The organism is Falsigemmobacter faecalis (assembly GCF_003863335.1).
Lineage (GTDB): Bacteria > Pseudomonadota > Alphaproteobacteria > Rhodobacterales > Rhodobacteraceae > Wagnerdoeblera > Wagnerdoeblera faecalis.
The window spans coordinates 74160-89548 of sequence record NZ_RRAZ01000011.1; the positions used below are offsets into that span (position 1 = coordinate 74160).

Sequence of the window (15389 nt, forward strand, 5' to 3'; positions counted from 1 at the left end):
AATGACGGTTTGTCGCACCAGGCCCCGGTCTTTGCAGTTGACGGGTTTTCGAGCAGCGCTGCCTGCGCTATGGGCAGAGATCCGTCCTGATCCGGAGGCCGCAGAATGGCAAAAAATCTCATCGCGCGCTGCGAAGCCAGCGGCATGCGCATGACCGGAGCCAGACGGCTGATCGCCCAGGTGCTGGATGCCGCGGAAGATCACCCCGATGTGGAGGAGCTGCACCGCCGCGCCATGGCGCTGGATGCGCGGATCTCGCTGGCGACGGTCTACCGCACGGTGAAGCTCTTTGAGGAAAGCGGCATCCTTGAGCGGCTGGAGTTCGGTGACGGCCGCGCGCGCTATGAAGACAGCGCCCGCGAGCATCATGACCATCTGATCGATCTGGCCACGGGAGAGGTGATCGAATTCGTCGATCCCGAAATTGAGGCTCTGCAGGAGCTGATTGCTGAAAGACTGGGCTTTCAGCTGAAAGGCCACCGGCTGGAGCTTTACGGCATCCGCCTGCCGCAGAAGAAATCCTGAACCTGCCGCGACGTCAGCCACCAGGCTGACCTTCGGACAACCTTTGCGATCCCCGTCCGGCACGGGAAGATCTTCTGTGACGAACAGGGGAGTGTTCGCCATATCCGGGAGACCAATTATGAAAACGACCATCTGTCTCATTGCCGCAGCTTCCGCGCTGACCGCAGGCAGCGTATCTGCGGGCGGCATCGAACGCACATCGCAAAGCGCAGGCATCCTTTTTGAAAAGGGGCGCGTAGCTGAGATCTCGGCCGGTACGGTCAGCCCCACGCTGTCCGGCACCGACCTTACCGGCAGTGCTTCCGGAAACGTTGCGAAAGATTTCCGGAGCTTCGGCTTTGCCTATAAGGCCGATCTGAATGACCGTCTGTCCTGGGCCGTCATCCTGGATCAGCCTTTCGGGGCCGATGTCAGCTACCCTGCCGGAGCCTCTGTGCTTCTGGGCGGGACGGCAGCAAAAGCCGATGCCCGGGCGCTGACGGCGCTGATGCGCTATCAGATGGGCAATGGCTTTTCTGTCCACGGCGGTCTGCGCCTGCAGCAGTCAAGCGCCTCTGTGACCCTGGGCGGGGCAGCTTACGGCGGCCTGAGCGGCTATCACGTCACGCTCGACCGGGATACCGCTCTGGGCTATGTCGCCGGCGCCGCCTGGGAGCGCCCCGAGATCGCCGCACGGGTCGCGCTGACCTATAACTCAGAGATCAGCCACAGCTATACGCCGCATGAGACCTTCTCCGGCGGGGCCACCACCACCACCGCCACCACAAAGGTCAAAACGCCCCGCTCGCTGAACCTGGAATTTCAAACGGGTGTCGCCGCCGATACCCTGCTCTTCGGCTCTGTGCGCTGGGTGAAATGGAGTGAGTTCCGGCTCGATCCGCAGAGCTTCGTCGGTGCATCGGGCGGCGGGCTGATCAATCTGGAAGACAGCACGACCTGGACCCTGGGCGTGGGGCGCAAATTCTCAGAAACCTGGGCGGGGTCAGCCTCGCTCAGCTATGAGAAAGCGGGCTCCCGCCTGGTCTCGCCCCTGGCGCCAAGCGCGGGTCGTCTGGGGGCCACCCTTGCTGCGGTCTATACCCGCGATGCGATGAAGATCACCACGGGCATCAATTACACCCGGCTCGGGGATGCCTCGCCGCAGACCGCGAATACCGCACGGGCGAATTTCACCGGAGGCAAAGCCATCGGTGTCGGCATGAAAGTCGCCTTCAGCTTCTGATCCGGCAGTCTCCAACAGCAAAGGCCGCGGCAGATCTGCCGCGGCCTTTCACATAAAGTCCGAAACTCTCAGCGCAGACGGCGGGCCGCCGGACCGCGCTGCTCATCGCGGCGCACCGGGATCGGCACCAGCTGCTGGCGCAGACCGCCCCGCGGGCCACGCGGCGCCTCTTCAGCCATGGCCATCACGCGCAGCGCGAACTGCACCCCGGCGAAGAGCGTCCCCGCGCCCATGAAGATCATCAGCGCCGCAATCCAGCCCTGCGGGCTCTCCATGACCAGACGACCAAGGCCCGCCACATCCGCCCAGAGCATCCCGACGAGAAACATCGCCGCAATTCCGAAGCCTGTGGCCACATTGATCAGATACATCCGGACAAGCTTCGGCATGGTGATTCTCCTCAACAGGTACCTGAAAGGTAAACCGAATTTTGCGATGCGCCAGAGGCGGCGTCAGGTCGGGAATACCGCAGGCCATTTCCCGCCGAGACCCTTACAGCAGCCACCCCGCAAGGATCGGTGCCAGAAAGGCCGTGGCAATGGCCGAAAGCCCCATGCCCACGGCCGCAAAAGCCCCGGCGGTCTCATTGACCTGCAATGCCCGGGCCGCCCCAATGCCATGGGCCGCCACGCCAACCGAGAAGCCCCGCGCCCGCCAGTCCCGGATGCCAAGCGCGTTCATCAAAGGCGTCACCACCACCGCGCCGCAGATCCCGGTCAGGATCACCAGCACCGCCGTCAGCGTCGGTGAGCCGCCCAGACTTTCCGAGACGCCAAGCGCCACCGGGGCGGTCGCGGATTTCGGCACCAGCGACAGCAGCACCTGGCGCTCCAGCCCCATGGCCTCGCCGATCCAGACCACGCTGAGAACCGAAGTGACAACCCCCGCCAGCAGCGCCCCGATCAGCGGCAGGGCGGCCTTGCGGATGCGGTGGATCTGGCCATAAAGCGGCACCGCCAGCGCCACCGTGGCCGGGCCCAGCATGAAGTGCACAAACTGCGCGCCCTCAAAGTACACGGGATAGGGCGTGGCCGTGGCCCAGAGCGTGGTGCCAAGAATGATCATGGCGATCAGCACCGGATTGACCAGCGGATTGCGCCCCGAGGCGCGCGAGGCCGCATCGCCCACCACATAGGCCCCCAGCGTCAGCGTGAGCCACAACAGCGGATCGCGCCCCAGATAGCCCCAGATTTCCGCGAAATCAGTCATCCGCCGCCCCGGTCAGCTTCGCCAGCGCCAGAAACGCAAAAACCCCTGCCAGCAAAGCCAGCAGCGTTGAGCCGATCAGCGCCACGGCAATCCCCCAGCCCTGAGAGCCGAGCGTGCCGATATGACCGACAACGCCCACTCCCGCAGGCACAAAGAGCAAAGACAGATGCTGCAGAATGCCCTGCCCGGCAGGACGCACTTTGTCATAAAGCGCAGGCACCAGCAGCATGGCGAGCAGCAAAAGCGCCATGCCCGCAACCGGGCCCGGAACAGGCAGATGCAGGAGTTGCACAAGCACAACCCCTGCAAGCTGAAAGACTAAGATCAGGGTGACCGAAAAGATCATCTGCCTGACCCCTGCCGATTAAGCCTGAAAGGCCTCAGGGCGGGCTTCGCGCGCCATGTGATCGAGCACGGCATTCACGAATTTCGGCTCTTTGCCCTCGGGGAAGAAGGCCTTCGCCACATCCACGAACTCGGTGATGACGACCTTCGGGGGCGTGCCCGGGATCAGCAGTTCGGCACCCGCAGCGCGGAAGAGGCCGCGCAGCACCGGATCAATCCGGTCGATCGGCCAGGCGGCCGCAAGTGCGCGGTCGGTCATCTGGTCAATCTTTGCCTGGAAGTTCACCGCCGCATCGACCAGCGCACGGAAATGCACCGCATCGCCGTCGGCGAATTCGGACTCATCGAGGGTCATGCCAAAGCGGAACTGCTCAAACTCAGCAACCACACGCTCAACGGTCTGGCCGCCGATTTCCATCTGATAAAGCGCCTGCACCGCATAAAGACGCGAGGTCGATTTCTGCTGGCGTTTGGCAGCCTGAGCGGCGCGGCGGCGCTCTTCTTTGTTGCCTTCGGGTTTGTCGGTCTCAGTGCTCATGCGCGAAACCCCTCATCGGTGCGAAAGCCAACGCCACGCGGCGTGCCGGTCCATTTGCGCGCCAGCGCAATGAGATGCAGTGCTGCCATGGCAGCGCCACCGCCTTTGTTCTGATCGTCGGGACGCGCACGCACCAGGGCCTGCTCATAGTTTTCAACGGTCAGAATGCCATTGCCGATCAGCGCGCCCTGCAGCCCGAGCAGCGTGATGCCGCGCGAGCTGTCATTGCAGACGGTGTCGTAATGCGTGGTCTCACCGCGCACCACGCAGCCAAGCGCGACATAGCCATCGTAGTTCGACAGCTTTTCCGCCATCGCAATCGCGGTCGGGATTTCCAGCGCGCCGGGCACTTCGATCAGATCGACCTCCGCCCCGCAGGCTGCCGCCGCCGCACGGGCTCCGGCAATCTGAAAGTCGGAAATCTCTTTATAATACGGCGACACCACGATCAGCAGCTTTACGGGTTTATCAAACACCGGTGCCGGCAGGGTGTAGTGGGAAATCCCGGCCATGATTACTCCTTGGGGATCGGGCGCGTGCCGGTGATGGTCAGGCCATAAGCCTCAAGACCCACCACCTTCGGACGCGCCGAATTGGTAACAAGCTCGATCTGGGTCAGACCAAGCGCGGACAGGATTTGTGCGCCCACGCCATATTGGCGCAGCGTGTGGGGCGAAACCTCGCCCTCCTGAGCAAGCTTCATTGCGGTATCGCGCAGCAGAACCACGGCACCCTGCCCGGCCTCTGCGATCAGCTTCATGGCCGAGGCCATTTCGCCCGAACGCTCTGCCGAGAGGCCCAGCACATCGGTCAGCGGGTCAAGCTGGTGAATGCGGACGAGGACCGGCTCTGCGCCGCTGAGATTGCCCTTCGACAGAACGATATGCTCTGCGCCCTGGGTCTCATCGGTGAAGATGCGCATCAGCCAGTCGCCGCCATAGGACGAGGTGACCGAACGCACAGCGGCCTCTTTCACCAGGTTGTCGTGGCGGCGGCGGTAAGAGATCAGATCCGAGATGGTGCCGACCTTCAGCCCGTGCCTTTGCGCAAAGGCCACCAGATCGGGCAGACGCGCCATCGAGCCGTCGTCGTTCATGATCTCACAGATCACGCCCGAGGCGTTCAGACCGGCAAGACGGCTGATATCCACAGCCGCTTCAGTGTGACCGGCACGCACCAGAACGCCGCCATCGCGGGCGCGCAGCGGGAAGACGTGACCGGGGGTCGCAATATCGGCCGCACCCCGGGTCGGGTCGATCGCCACCGCGATGGTGCGGGCGCGGTCATGGGCCGAGATGCCGGTGGTGACGCCTTCGCGCGCCTCAATCGACATCGTGAAAGCCGTCTCATGGCGCGACGAGTTTTTCGGGCTCATCAGCTGCAGACCGAGGGTGTCCACCCGGGCTGCCGGCATCGCCAGACAGATCAGGCCGCGACCATGGGTCGCCATGAAATTCACCGCTTCCGGGGTACACATCTGCGCCGGAATGACGAGATCACCCTCATTTTCGCGGTCCTCATGGTCCACGAGAATGAACATACGCCCGTTGCGCGCATCCTCAATGATCGCTTCGATCGGAGAGATTGCCTCGCTCCAGTCGCGTTCTACCGGCCCAGGGGTCTCGAATTCGATGGCCATGACTGCGTCCCCGCATTGTTGCTAAGCCGGAGATAGCGCAGCAGATGCGGGGATACCAGAGGGTTTGCCGCTCTTTCCCGCCTTGACCTTGGCCGTTGTGCAGCGCATCGCAGCGGCGAAAACAGCGTGCAGGAGTAATCATGAGCAGCCCCGGACTACAGAACGACAATCTTCGCGGCGGCCTGCTGATGGTTCTGGCGATGGCGGGCTTTGCCGCCGAAGATGCGCTGATGAAACTGCTGTCGGGCTCGGTCTCGGTGGGGGTGCTGATCCTGCTGGTCGGCGGCTTTTCAACCTGCGTCATGCTGGTGGTGGCTTTGCGCAACGGCGCGCCGCTGTTTTCGCGGGACTTCTTTCACCCGGCGGTCCTGCTGCGCAACATCTGTGAGATGCTGGGCGCGATCGGCTTTGTCACCGCGCTGGTGATGCTCTCACTGCAGATGGCCTCGGCGCTCTTTCAGACGCTGCCGCTGGCGATCACCATGGGGGCGGCGATTTTCCTTGGCGAGAAAGTCGGCTGGCGGCGCTGGACGGCCGTGGCCGTGGGCTTTCTGGGCGTCATGGTCATTCTGCGCCCCACCGGAGCGGGGTTTGACCCCTTCGCGGCAGGGGCCTCGATGCTGGCGGTCTTCTCACTGGCGGCACGGGATCTGGCCACGCGGCGCATTCCGGCGCGGATCAATTCCACCTCGCTCGCCGTCTGGGGGATGTTCAGCTATATGATCGCGGGCGCGCTGCTGCTGCCCTTTGGTGCGCATGGCTTTGATCTGCCTGCCCCGCGCGATCTGGCGCTGATCGTGGTGATCGCCTCCTGCGGGCTGATCGGCTATCTGCTGCTGATCGCCGCAAGCCGTATCGGTGAGATCTCGGCCATCATGCCCTTCCGCTACACCCGGCTGATCTTTGCACTGGGCCTTGGGGCGCTGCTCTTTGGCGAAACGCCCGACGCTTATATGATCCTCGGCTCGGTGATGGTCGTCGGTTCCGGCGTTTATACCTTCCTGCGTGAGCGCTACCACGCTTCCAAACGCGCCGCATAACCGCTAGGAAGCCGCGAGATTACCCAAAGGGATCCTCCCATGACCACGATCATCGACATTCACGCCCGCGAGATCCTCGATTCCCGCGGCAACCCGACCATCGAAGTCGACGTGCTGCTGGAAAGCGGCGCCGAAGGCCGTGCGGCGGTTCCCTCGGGCGCATCAACCGGTGCCCATGAGGCTGTTGAGCGTCGCGACGGCGACAAATCGCGCTACCTTGGCAAAGGCGTTCTCGAAGCCGTGGCCGCCGTCAATGGCGAGATCGCCGAGACCCTGACCGGCTTTGACGCGACCGAGCAGATCGGCATCGACCGCACCCTGATCGAGCTGGACGGCACCCCGAACAAAGCCCGCCTTGGCGCCAACGCCATCCTCGGCGTCTCGCTGGCTGTTGCCAAAGCCGCCGCTCAGGCCACCGGCCAGCCGCTGTACCGCTATATCGGTGGCACCGGCGCGCGCCTGCTGCCCGTTCCGATGATGAATATCATCAACGGCGGCGAGCATGCCGACAACCCGATCGACATTCAGGAATTCATGATCATGCCGGTCTCTGCCGGCAATATCAAAGAGGCGATCCGCACCGGTGCCGAAGTCTTCCACGTTCTGAAAAAAGAACTGAAAGCCGCAGGCCACAACACCGGCGTGGGCGATGAGGGCGGCTTTGCGCCGAACCTGAAGTCCGCCCGCGAAGCGCTTGATTTCATTCTGCGTTCGATCGAGATCGCGGGCTACAAGCCGGGCGAAGACATCATGCTGGCGCTGGACTGTGCTTCGACCGAATACTTCCGCGACGGCCGCTATAAGATGGTCGGCGAAGGCCTTGATTTCACGCCGGAACAAAACGTCGACTTCCTCGCGAAACTCTGCGCCGATTACCCGATCCTGTCGATCGAAGACGGCTGTGCGGAAGACGACTGGGCCGGCTGGCAGCTGCTGACCGACACGCTGGGTGACCGCGTGCAGCTGGTCGGCGACGATCTTTTCGTCACCAACCCCGCCCGTCTGGCCGAAGGCATTGAGCGCGGCTGCGGCAACTCGCTGCTGGTGAAAGTGAACCAGATCGGCACCCTGACCGAGACCCTCGACGCCGTTCGCATGGCCGATCGTGCGGGCTATACTTCGGTCATGTCGCACCGCTCGGGCGAGACGGAAGATTCGACCATTGCCGATCTCGCCGTCGCCACCAACTGCGGCCAGATCAAAACCGGCTCGCTGGCCCGCTCGGACCGGCTTGCGAAATACAACCAGCTGATCCGTATTGAGGAAATGCTGGGCGATGTCGCTGAATATGCAGGCAAATCCATCCTGCGCGGCTGATTTTTAAAGGCGGGCCTACGGGTCCGCCTTTTTTCTGATTGCCGGTCCCGTCTGCGCGGGGCCGGCTTTTTCATGACGTGATTTTTGAAAGACCCCTGATGCTCGCCGGTGTTCTTCTGCGCCTTGTGGCGATCTTTTTGCTGACCTCGCTGTCGGCAGTCATTCACCAGCTTGGCAAAAGCGATGTGCCCACGGGACAGCTGATGTTCTGGCGCGCGCTGGTCTCTATGGTGCCGATCCTGATCTATCTCGCGCTCCGGCGCGAACTGGGGACCCTGCGCACGCGCCATCCCGGCAAACATGTCGTGCGCGGCCTGGTCGGCGCCGCCGCCATGAGCCTGAATTTCCTGTCGCTGGCCTATCTGCCCGTCGCCACCGCCCAAAGCCTTGGCTTTCTGGGGCCGGTGCTCTCGCTGCCGCTTGCGGCGCTGTTTTTGCGCGAAAAGATCTCCGGCGGCGTTCTCGTGAGCGTGCTTCTTGGCTTTGCCGGGGCACTGATGGTGCTGGCCCATGCCATTGAGGCCCCGCGTGAGGGACAGGTCACCGGCGTGCTCTGCGGGCTGGGCTTTGCGGTCTGCATTGCCTTTAACCGTATTCAGATCAAGCATATGACCGCCACGGAAAGCGCCGGGGCCATCGCCTTTACCTTCACCATTGCGGCGGCAGCGATGGGGCTGATCCTCTCACCGCCCTGGACCTGGGCGGGGGAGCTGACCTCTGCGCTCTTCCCGCTGATGCTGCTGGCGGGTCTGCTTGGCGGGCTTGGCCATATCGCCATGACCGAGGCCACGGCCCGGGCTCCGGTCTCGGCGCTGGCGGCTTTTGAGTTTACGGCGCTGATCTGGGCGGCGGGCTTTGATCTTTTCTTCTTCGACAACCGCCCCGGTGCGCTGGAGGTTGCGGGCATCGTGACCATCGTTCTGGCAACCACGCTTCCGCTGTTGCGCCTGCGGCCCAAGGCCAGCTAACAGCACCGGGCCGTGGCGGTCTGCCTTAACCCTTTCCTAACACTCCTTAGGCAAAGCTTAAGGCGGGAGGAGAGGAATGCGTATTGCCGCCCTGACCCTTGCGCTTTGCCTGCCCTCCGCCGCGGCCCTGGCCGGACCATGGCCAAGGTCTGAGGGGGGGGCGTTCTTCGCGCTCTCACGCGGTGCGGCGGATCTGTCGTTCTGGGCGGAATATGGTCTGCGCGAGACCCGCTGGATCGCCGCCGATCTGCGCCGCGACGCGGATGGCAGCCTGACCGGGGCGCTGATTTTCAACCAGGTCCTGCCGCTGCCCGGATCTCCGGGCGAGCGGGTGGTGGCCGCGGTCCACACCCGGGGCGAGGTCAGCCGCGATGCCTTTGGCTTTTACGACAGCGCCCTCCGGATCGGCGTCAGCCTTGGCATGGGCCTCAGCACGCCCGTCTCGGGCTGGGTGACCGCTGCGGCCGCCTATGAGCACCATCCGATCACCCCCAAAGTGATGTCAGACTGGAGCCTTGGCCTGCAGCTCCATCCCCGCATTGCGGCGCTCTTGCAGGGGGAGCATGACTATTCAAAAAACCAGCCCGCCAGCCATAAGATCGGTGCCACGGCGATCTTAAATCTGGCCGATAAGCTGCGCGTCACGGCCGGGGTCTGGCAAAGCGACACCGGGTTTCGCGAGCTGCGTCTGGGAAGCTGGTTTGAATTCTGAGGCCGCCGCGCTCAGCCCCGTATCTCCACCGCCGCCCGACCCGCCCGCCGCAGGCGCAGCGCGTTGCTGATCACAAAGACCGACGACAGCGCCATGGCCGCGGCGGCCAGCACCGGCGAAAGCCGGATCCCCCAGAGGGGCCAGAGGACCCCCGCCGCAACCGGGATCAGCGCGGTGTTATAGGCAAAGGCCCAAAACAGGTTTTCTTTGATATTCCGCATCGTTGCACGAGAAATCTCAAGTGCGGTGACAACGGCGCGCGGATCGCTTCCGACCAGCACCACATCTGCGGCCTCAATGGCGACATCGGTGCCGCCGCCCATGGCAATCCCCACATCCGCCGCCGCCAGAACCGGCGCGTCATTGATGCCGTCGCCGACAAAGGCGGTGGCCGGGCTGGCCTGAATGGCCGCCAGCTTGTCCTGCGGCAGCGCGCCGCCCATCACTTCGGAAATCCCGAGACTGCGGCCCACGGCCTCTGCGGTGGCCTGAGCATCGCCCGAGATCATCCGCACCCTCAGCCCCTGGCCGTGCAGCGCCGCCACCGCCGCGGCGGAGCCGGCCCGGACCGGATCAGCGACGATCAGCAAAGCCACCGCGCGCGATCCAAGCGCCATCAGCAGCAGGCTCTGCCCTGCGGCCCGTGCATCCGGGCGCTGCGCGAGAAGCTCTGTCCCCCCGCTCACGCCCTCGTCGCTGAGGAAAGCCTCATGCCCCAGCCGCACCATCTGCCCTCCGACCATAGCGCGCAGGCCGCGTCCGGGCAGGGTCTCCATCTCGGCGGCAGGCTCTGCCAGCAGGCCCCGCGCCTCGGCGGCACGCCGCACCGCTTTGGCGATGTGATGCTCTGAAAGCGCCTCAGCTGCGGCCGCAAGCGCCAGCAGCCGGTCCGGATCCTCCCCCGCAAGCGGCACCAGCTCTACAAGTTCCGGCCGCCCCTCCGTCAGAGTGCCGGTCTTGTCAAAGGCCAGGGCTTGCACCGAGGCCAGCCGCTGCAGCGCCTCTCCTTTGCGAAAAAGCACCCCCAGCCGCGCCGCGCGCCCGGTCCCCACCATGATCGAGACCGGCGTGGCCAGACCCATGGCGCAGGGACAGGCGACGATCAGCACCGAGACCCCGGCAACCAGGGCCTCAGCCACCTCTCCGGTCAGCATAAGCCAGGCAAGCACCGAAAGCGCCGCAATCGCCATGACCACCGGCACAAAGACCCCGGTCACGCGGTCAACCAGGCCCTGGATCGGCAGTTTTCCGGCCTGCGCCTCGCCCACCATGGCCACGATCTGCGCCAGCCGCGAAGACGCACCGGCGCGGGTGATCTCAACCCGCAGCGCGCCGCTGCCGTTGATGGTGCCGCCCGTGACCTCTGCACCGGCTTCGCGCGCCACGGGAAGCGGCTCTCCGGTCAGCATGCTTTCATCGATATGCGAGCGCCCGCTGAGGATCACCCCATCCGCCGCCAGACGCTCTCCGGGGCGGACCAGCAGGATCTCCCCGGCAGAAAGCGCCGCACTTGGCCGCTCAACCGGGCCCTCCGGCCCCTCGATCAGCGCGACATCGGGCTGCAGGGCCATCAATTCGCGGATCGCCCCTCCGGTCTGGCCGCGCGCGCGGGCCTCCAGCCAGCGGCCCAGCAGGATCAGCGTGACGATCACGGCGGCGGCTTCAAAATAGACCACCTGCGCTGCCTCGGGCAGCAGGCCGGGCGCGATCAGCACCACCAGCGAATAGACAAAGGCCGAAAGCGTGCCCAGCGCGACAAGGCTGTTCATATCCGGCGCAAGCCGCAGCAGGGCCGGAACCCCGCGGGTCAGGAACATCCGCCCCGGCCCCAGCAGAACCGCCGCCGTCAGCCCCGCCTGCATCCACCAGAGCGCCTGGATATCGATCACCGCATGGAGCCAGTGATGAAAGGCCGGGATCATATGCCCGCCCATCTCGGTCACAAAGACCGGCAGGGTCAGCAGCGCCGCGAGACGCGCGCGCCGCGCCAGATCGCGCTCACGGGCGGCCTGACGCGCGGCCGGATCTTCGCTTTCGGCCAGCACAGCCGGATAGCCCGCAGCGGCCAGCCGCGTCTGCAGCCTTGCGATCAGCCCGGCCTCATCGGCATGGCGCAGGGTGATCAGCCCGTCGGAAAAAATCGCCGAGACAGAGATCACCCCCGGCTCTGCAAGCGCAAGCTTTTCAACCCGCGCCACACAGCTGGCACAACTCATCCCCTCGGACGACAGCTGCGTGCTGAGCTGACGCAGCCCATAGCCCGCCCGACCCAGCGCCTCTCCCGCGGTCTGAAGATCGACCGGAGCCTCGCTCTCAATCCGCGCTTCTTCCCGGGCAAGGCTCACGCTTACTCCGGTGACGCCGGGGAGTTTGCCCAGCACACGCTCTGCCCGCCCGACACAGGCTGCGCAGAACAGCCCCTCAAGACCTATGGTGGTGGTCGCCACAGCCCGCTCCTTTGGTAAGGGATGCCCGCTCAGATGTTGGCCATCGGCAGGGCCGCCGCAAGGACCCCAAGACAAAAGGCCTCAGAGATCTGCTGACCTGCCCCAAGGATATCCCCGGTCTGTCCGCCCAGCCGCGCCCGCGCCCTGAGGCCAAGGGCCAGAAAAACGCCCCCCGTCACCAGCGCAATTGTGACGGGATTGCCCGCGAAAAGCAGGGCCAGACCCAGCGCCACCAGAACCGCCCGCAGCGCAGCGCCCCGCCCCGGCTGCCCCGCCCCCTGGGAAAGTCCGTCCCTGCGCGCAGGCGGCAGCGCCGCCATAAGCGCCGCCATCCCCGCCCGCGACAGCGCCGCCACCGCCAGCACCGCCCAGGGGCTTTGCGGCAGCACCACCACCAGCGCCGACCAGCGCGCCAGCGTCACCAGCAAAAGCGCCAGCGCGCCATAGGAGCCGATGCGACTGTCGCGCATGATCTCCAGACGCCGCTCGCGCGTGCTGCCGCCCTCCATCCCGTCGAAGGTATCGGCGAGACCATCCTCATGGATCCCCCCCGTCAGCGCCGCCTGGATCATCAGCACCAGCGCCGCCGCCCAGCCCGCAGGCAGCCCCAGATGCAGCGCCAGCAGCCCCGCCCCTATGGCCGGCAGCGTGACCGCCACCCCCACCAGAGGCCAGGTCCAGCAGGCCTGCGCCATGGCATCCGCCCCCCCGCGCCCCGGCCCCCCAAAGGGCAGACGGCTCAACAGGCCAAAGCCCGCGCCCGCATCACGAGGGTCAAACCAGCGCGGTTTTGCTTGATGTTCGGGAAAGGGCTCTGGCATAGCGGCCTCTGGCGGCTCCGGGATCCTCAGGGGTTTGCCACGAGACCAAAAGGACGAGCAAGACCATGATTTTCCAGACCCCTGCCGAGTTTGCCGCTGCCCTCTCTGCTCTGCCGCATGCCGATGCCCCGGCGCGGGCGGCGGCAGAGGCCCGCAATGGTCAGCTGACGAAGCCGCCGGGCGCGCTTGGGCGGCTTGAGGATCTGGCCCTCTGGTATGCGGGCTGGCGCGGTGAAGAGCGCCCGCAGCTGCGCGCGCCGCAGATCCTTGTCTTTGCGGGCAATCATGGCGTGACCGCAAAGGGCGTCTCGGCCTTTCCCGCAGCCGTCACCGCGCAGATGGTGGCAAATTTTGAGGCGGGCGGCGCTGCGATCAACCAGCTGGCGCGCTGCTTTGGGGCGAAGATGTCCGTGCATCCGATCCGCCTCGATGAGCCGACCGGGGATTTCACCGAAATGCCCGCCATGAGCCAGAGTGAGCTGGCAGAGGCGCTGAGCATCGGCTGGGCTGCGGTTGATCCTGAGGCAGATCTCCTCATCACCGGCGAGATGGGCATCGGCAATACCACCCCCGCAGCGGCCATCGCCGCGGCGCTTTACGGCGGCGATCCCGCCTCCTGGATCGGGCGCGGCACCGGGCTTGATGATGCAGGCCTTGCCCGCAAAGCCGCCGTGGTGGCAGAGGGGCTGGAGCGGCACCAGGCCGCCCTCAGCGACCCGCAGGAGGTGCTGCGCTGCCTTGGCGGGCGTGAGCTTGCGGCCATGACCGGCGCGATTGCCCGGGCGCGCAGCCTGTCGATTCCGGTGATCCTTGATGGCTTTATCTGCACCTCCTCTGCTGCGGTGCTGGAGAAGATGGTGCCTGGCGCGCTCGATCACGCGGTGGCGGGTCACGTTTCACAGGAGCCAGGTCATGCCCGCCTGCTGCAGGCGCTGAACAAAGCGCCCCTGCTGCAGCTTGACCTGCGCCTTGGCGAAGGCACCGGTGCGGCCCTGGCCATTGGCGTGTTGCAGGGTGCCATCGCCTGCCATTCGGGCATGGCCACCTTTGCCGAGGCGGGCATCAGCAGCGCCTGAGCGCAGCCCCCTCGCTGCGACATGTCCTCAGCGCCCCTCCCGCGCGCTGAGGACAAGGGCCTGCTTTGGGCAAAGCCTGGCGTGCTGAGAGGCAGGCGGCCGGCTGAGATTGAAGCAAATAGGGAACATTATAAGCCGGTGAATAGCCCGGCCCGCACTCCCTCAACCCGGTTTCCTGCAGCGCGCCGGGGGAAAACTCCTGCTCTTGAAGGGCTTAGAGACGGCTCGCGGGGGAAATTGGACGTATGAAAACAAAAAGAGAACATATGGGCAGCTGAGTACCCCTTTCCGCTCGCCTCAGGCTCTGTTTTGAACTTCAGAAGTCCCCGGCAACCGCGTCAGGCTCAGAGAGGGGGCTGCACCAAAAAGGCGAAGGCGGAGAGAGGCTGTCGCGGAAATGCGGAGGATCAGCCTCTGCTCCCCCACTTCAGGCAGGTTTGTCGCGAAAGTTCAGTTCGATTTCGGGAAGCTGTCTCCCAAAAACCCTCGGACTTACTTTGCCAGCGGCCCTTTAAGCCGGGAGGCGCATCAAGGGGCTGCCGAAGACGCTTCGGCAGGGTGCTGAGAAAGTCAGGCGTTCAGAAAAAACTTACGGCCTTGCCCTGTGGCCTTTGAGCCAGGCGATTTAGCTCGCTTGCTGACAGGCCGAATGAAATCCAATCCTGCAAACGGCGATCAATCGGCATTTCCGCTGCAGTCAAAGGCAAAAATCACTTTGATTTATTGGGTGATTTCATCCCCTCCTGGCGCGTCACAGCCAGCGTCTGCCTGGTATGACCGGTGATGCAGAGCAGTTGCCGCTGAGATGATGACAATCTGGCGCGACAGCTAAAATATTCTGCCACCTGATTTTTCCGCAGCCTTTCCGGGATGGGATCCGGCGGCACTCCTGCCAAAGGCTCCGCTGACCTGGAGTCCGCAAGGCCAGCCCTCAGAATCCAGTCACCGCTCTGCCGCCTGCTCATCTGAAATCTGCTGCCCGGACCCGGCGCGAAAGCGCTCCGCCTGCAGGCAAAACCCGGGCCTCAGCCCTCGCGCAGGCGCTGGAGCGACAGGGCTGCGGCGCGGGCAAAGCCGCGCGTGACCGCAGCGCGGCGGGCGCCTGCGAGCTTATGCTCGGGCGCCATACGCAGGATTTCCCCGCCCCAGGCATCGGCCATCATCAAGCCGGTGTCCTCGGGCAGCAGATCCTGCGGAAAGGCCGCATCCACCGCCCAGAAATAGCGGTCGCACCAGTCGAGATAGCCCGCCCATTTGCGGTCCGACAGGAAATCCGCGCGGCAGGACTTACATTCCACCACCCAGATCTCGCCCTTCGGACCCAGCGCCATGACATCGACCCTGAGCCCCGGCCCCGGCACATATTCCGTCAGCGGCGCAAAGCCGTGGCTGCGCAGCAAACGGCAGACCCCGCGTGCGAGGGTGATACCCGGCCGTTCCCGGCTGTCTTCCTGATCGCTCATCCTGAGATCTCACCCGCGGTTTTACCCGGGCAGATGTGAACATATCGTAAACATTTGTCCAGCCCTC

At 64.9% G+C, this 15389-nt stretch carries 16 protein-coding genes; 7 read left to right on the forward strand and 9 right to left on the reverse strand.

Going from position 1 to position 15389, the window contains the following annotated elements:
* Nucleotides 1–105: 105 nt before the first annotated feature.
* Together EG244_RS09095 and EG244_RS09100 are read left to right on the forward strand one after the other, a co-directional pair.
* Nucleotides 106–525, forward strand: a complete 420-nt coding sequence (locus EG244_RS09095; RefSeq protein ID WP_124964696.1) for a Fur family transcriptional regulator — start codon at nucleotides 106–108, stop codon at nucleotides 523–525.
* Nucleotides 526–643: 118 nt separating this feature from the next.
* Nucleotides 644–1747 carry an outer membrane protein transport protein gene (locus EG244_RS09100; protein WP_124964697.1) on the forward strand — a complete coding sequence of 368 codons (1104 nt, stop codon included), beginning with the start codon at nucleotides 644–646 and terminating at the stop codon, nucleotides 1745–1747.
* A 68-nt stretch (nucleotides 1748–1815) separates the two neighbouring features.
* Here the strand turns inward: EG244_RS09100 and EG244_RS09105 are convergent, their stop codons facing one another.
* The 6 genes from EG244_RS09105 to ribB all read right to left on the reverse strand — a co-directional run bounded on the left by EG244_RS09105 (nucleotide 1816) and on the right by ribB (nucleotide 5478).
* Nucleotides 1816–2136: a hypothetical protein gene (locus tag EG244_RS09105; protein ID WP_124964698.1), complete on the reverse strand. Its 321-nt coding sequence runs from the start codon at nucleotides 2134–2136 to the stop codon at nucleotides 1816–1818.
* Between the two features lie 103 nt (nucleotides 2137–2239).
* Nucleotides 2240–2956: an LrgB family protein gene (locus EG244_RS09110; RefSeq protein ID WP_124964699.1), complete on the reverse strand. Its 717-nt coding sequence runs from the start codon at nucleotides 2954–2956 to the stop codon at nucleotides 2240–2242.
* The gene (locus EG244_RS09115; RefSeq protein WP_124964700.1) at nucleotides 2949–3302 is read right to left on the reverse strand and encodes a CidA/LrgA family protein; all 354 of its coding nucleotides are present in this window, start codon (nucleotides 3300–3302) and stop codon (nucleotides 2949–2951) included. The genes EG244_RS09110 and EG244_RS09115 overlap by 8 nt, the downstream gene beginning before the upstream one ends.
* A gap of 18 nt (nucleotides 3303–3320) precedes the next feature.
* On the reverse strand, nucleotides 3321–3839 hold the full coding sequence (nusB, locus tag EG244_RS09120) for a transcription antitermination factor NusB (RefSeq protein WP_124964701.1): 519 nt from the start codon (nucleotides 3837–3839) through the stop codon (nucleotides 3321–3323).
* Nucleotides 3836–4351 (reverse strand): 6,7-dimethyl-8-ribityllumazine synthase, encoded by a 516-nt coding sequence (locus EG244_RS09125; RefSeq protein WP_124964702.1) that lies wholly within the window; start codon nucleotides 4349–4351, stop codon nucleotides 3836–3838. The genes nusB and EG244_RS09125 overlap by 4 nt, the downstream gene beginning before the upstream one ends.
* Nucleotides 4352–4353: 2 nt before the next feature.
* Nucleotides 4354–5478, reverse strand: coding sequence for a 3,4-dihydroxy-2-butanone-4-phosphate synthase (ribB, locus tag EG244_RS09130; RefSeq protein WP_124964703.1), 1125 nt, complete (start codon nucleotides 5476–5478; stop codon nucleotides 4354–4356).
* A gap of 140 nt (nucleotides 5479–5618) precedes the next feature.
* Here ribB and EG244_RS09135 point away from each other — a divergent pair, with 140 nt between their 5' ends.
* The 4 genes from EG244_RS09135 (at nucleotide 5619) to EG244_RS09150 (ending at nucleotide 9515) form a co-directional block, all read left to right on the forward strand.
* Entirely contained in the window at nucleotides 5619–6518 is a 900-nt protein-coding gene (locus tag EG244_RS09135; protein WP_124964704.1) for a DMT family transporter, read from the forward strand.
* A 39-nt stretch (nucleotides 6519–6557) separates the two neighbouring features.
* Nucleotides 6558–7835, forward strand: coding sequence for a phosphopyruvate hydratase (gene eno / locus EG244_RS09140; RefSeq protein WP_124964705.1), 1278 nt, complete (start codon nucleotides 6558–6560; stop codon nucleotides 7833–7835).
* Between the two features lie 98 nt (nucleotides 7836–7933).
* Nucleotides 7934–8803, forward strand: coding sequence for a DMT family transporter (locus EG244_RS09145; RefSeq protein ID WP_124964706.1), 870 nt, complete (start codon nucleotides 7934–7936; stop codon nucleotides 8801–8803).
* A gap of 76 nt (nucleotides 8804–8879) precedes the next feature.
* On the forward strand, nucleotides 8880–9515 hold the full coding sequence (locus EG244_RS09150; RefSeq protein ID WP_124964707.1) for a hypothetical protein: 636 nt from the start codon (nucleotides 8880–8882) through the stop codon (nucleotides 9513–9515).
* Between the two features lie 11 nt (nucleotides 9516–9526).
* Here EG244_RS09150 and EG244_RS09155 read toward each other — a convergent pair whose 3' ends face one another.
* On the reverse strand, nucleotides 9527–11962 hold the full coding sequence (locus EG244_RS09155) for a heavy metal translocating P-type ATPase (RefSeq protein ID WP_124964708.1): 2436 nt from the start codon (nucleotides 11960–11962) through the stop codon (nucleotides 9527–9529).
* 29 nt (nucleotides 11963–11991) lie between these two features.
* Entirely contained in the window at nucleotides 11992–12783 is a 792-nt protein-coding gene (gene cobS / locus EG244_RS09160) for an adenosylcobinamide-GDP ribazoletransferase (protein WP_124964709.1), read from the reverse strand.
* A 65-nt stretch (nucleotides 12784–12848) separates the two neighbouring features.
* Between cobS and cobT the strand changes: the two genes are divergently transcribed.
* Nucleotides 12849–13859, forward strand: a complete 1011-nt coding sequence (gene cobT, locus EG244_RS09165) for a nicotinate-nucleotide--dimethylbenzimidazole phosphoribosyltransferase (RefSeq protein WP_124964710.1) — start codon at nucleotides 12849–12851, stop codon at nucleotides 13857–13859.
* 1025 nt (nucleotides 13860–14884) lie between these two features.
* On the opposite strand, the gene EG244_RS09170 is transcribed toward cobT, so the two are convergent.
* Nucleotides 14885–15322 carry an MmcB family DNA repair protein gene (locus tag EG244_RS09170; RefSeq protein ID WP_124964711.1) on the reverse strand — a complete coding sequence of 146 codons (438 nt, stop codon included), beginning with the start codon at nucleotides 15320–15322 and terminating at the stop codon, nucleotides 14885–14887.
* Nucleotides 15323–15389 lie beyond the last annotated feature (67 nt).

Coding starts and splice junctions, on each gene's coding strand:
- EG244_RS09095 (WP_124964696.1), top strand. CDS start 106: ATGGCAAAAAATCTCATCGCGCGCTGCGAAGCCAGCGGCATGCGCATG.
- EG244_RS09100 (WP_124964697.1), top strand. CDS start 644: ATGAAAACGACCATCTGTCTCATTGCCGCAGCTTCCGCGCTGACCGCA.
- EG244_RS09105 (WP_124964698.1), bottom strand. CDS start 2,136: ATGCCGAAGCTTGTCCGGATGTATCTGATCAATGTGGCCACAGGCTTC.
- EG244_RS09110 (WP_124964699.1), bottom strand. CDS start 2,956: ATGACTGATTTCGCGGAAATCTGGGGCTATCTGGGGCGCGATCCGCTG.
- EG244_RS09115 (WP_124964700.1), bottom strand. CDS start 3,302: ATGATCTTTTCGGTCACCCTGATCTTAGTCTTTCAGCTTGCAGGGGTT.
- nusB (WP_124964701.1), bottom strand. CDS start 3,839: ATGAGCACTGAGACCGACAAACCCGAAGGCAACAAAGAAGAGCGCCGC.
- EG244_RS09125 (WP_124964702.1), bottom strand. CDS start 4,351: ATGGCCGGGATTTCCCACTACACCCTGCCGGCACCGGTGTTTGATAAA.
- ribB (WP_124964703.1), bottom strand. CDS start 5,478: ATGGCCATCGAATTCGAGACCCCTGGGCCGGTAGAACGCGACTGGAGC.
- EG244_RS09135 (WP_124964704.1), top strand. CDS start 5,619: ATGAGCAGCCCCGGACTACAGAACGACAATCTTCGCGGCGGCCTGCTG.
- eno (WP_124964705.1), top strand. CDS start 6,558: ATGACCACGATCATCGACATTCACGCCCGCGAGATCCTCGATTCCCGC.
- EG244_RS09145 (WP_124964706.1), top strand. CDS start 7,934: ATGCTCGCCGGTGTTCTTCTGCGCCTTGTGGCGATCTTTTTGCTGACC.
- EG244_RS09150 (WP_124964707.1), top strand. CDS start 8,880: ATGCGTATTGCCGCCCTGACCCTTGCGCTTTGCCTGCCCTCCGCCGCG.
- cobS (WP_124964709.1), bottom strand. CDS start 12,783: ATGCCAGAGCCCTTTCCCGAACATCAAGCAAAACCGCGCTGGTTTGAC.
- cobT (WP_124964710.1), top strand. CDS start 12,849: ATGATTTTCCAGACCCCTGCCGAGTTTGCCGCTGCCCTCTCTGCTCTG.
- EG244_RS09170 (WP_124964711.1), bottom strand. CDS start 15,322: ATGAGCGATCAGGAAGACAGCCGGGAACGGCCGGGTATCACCCTCGCA.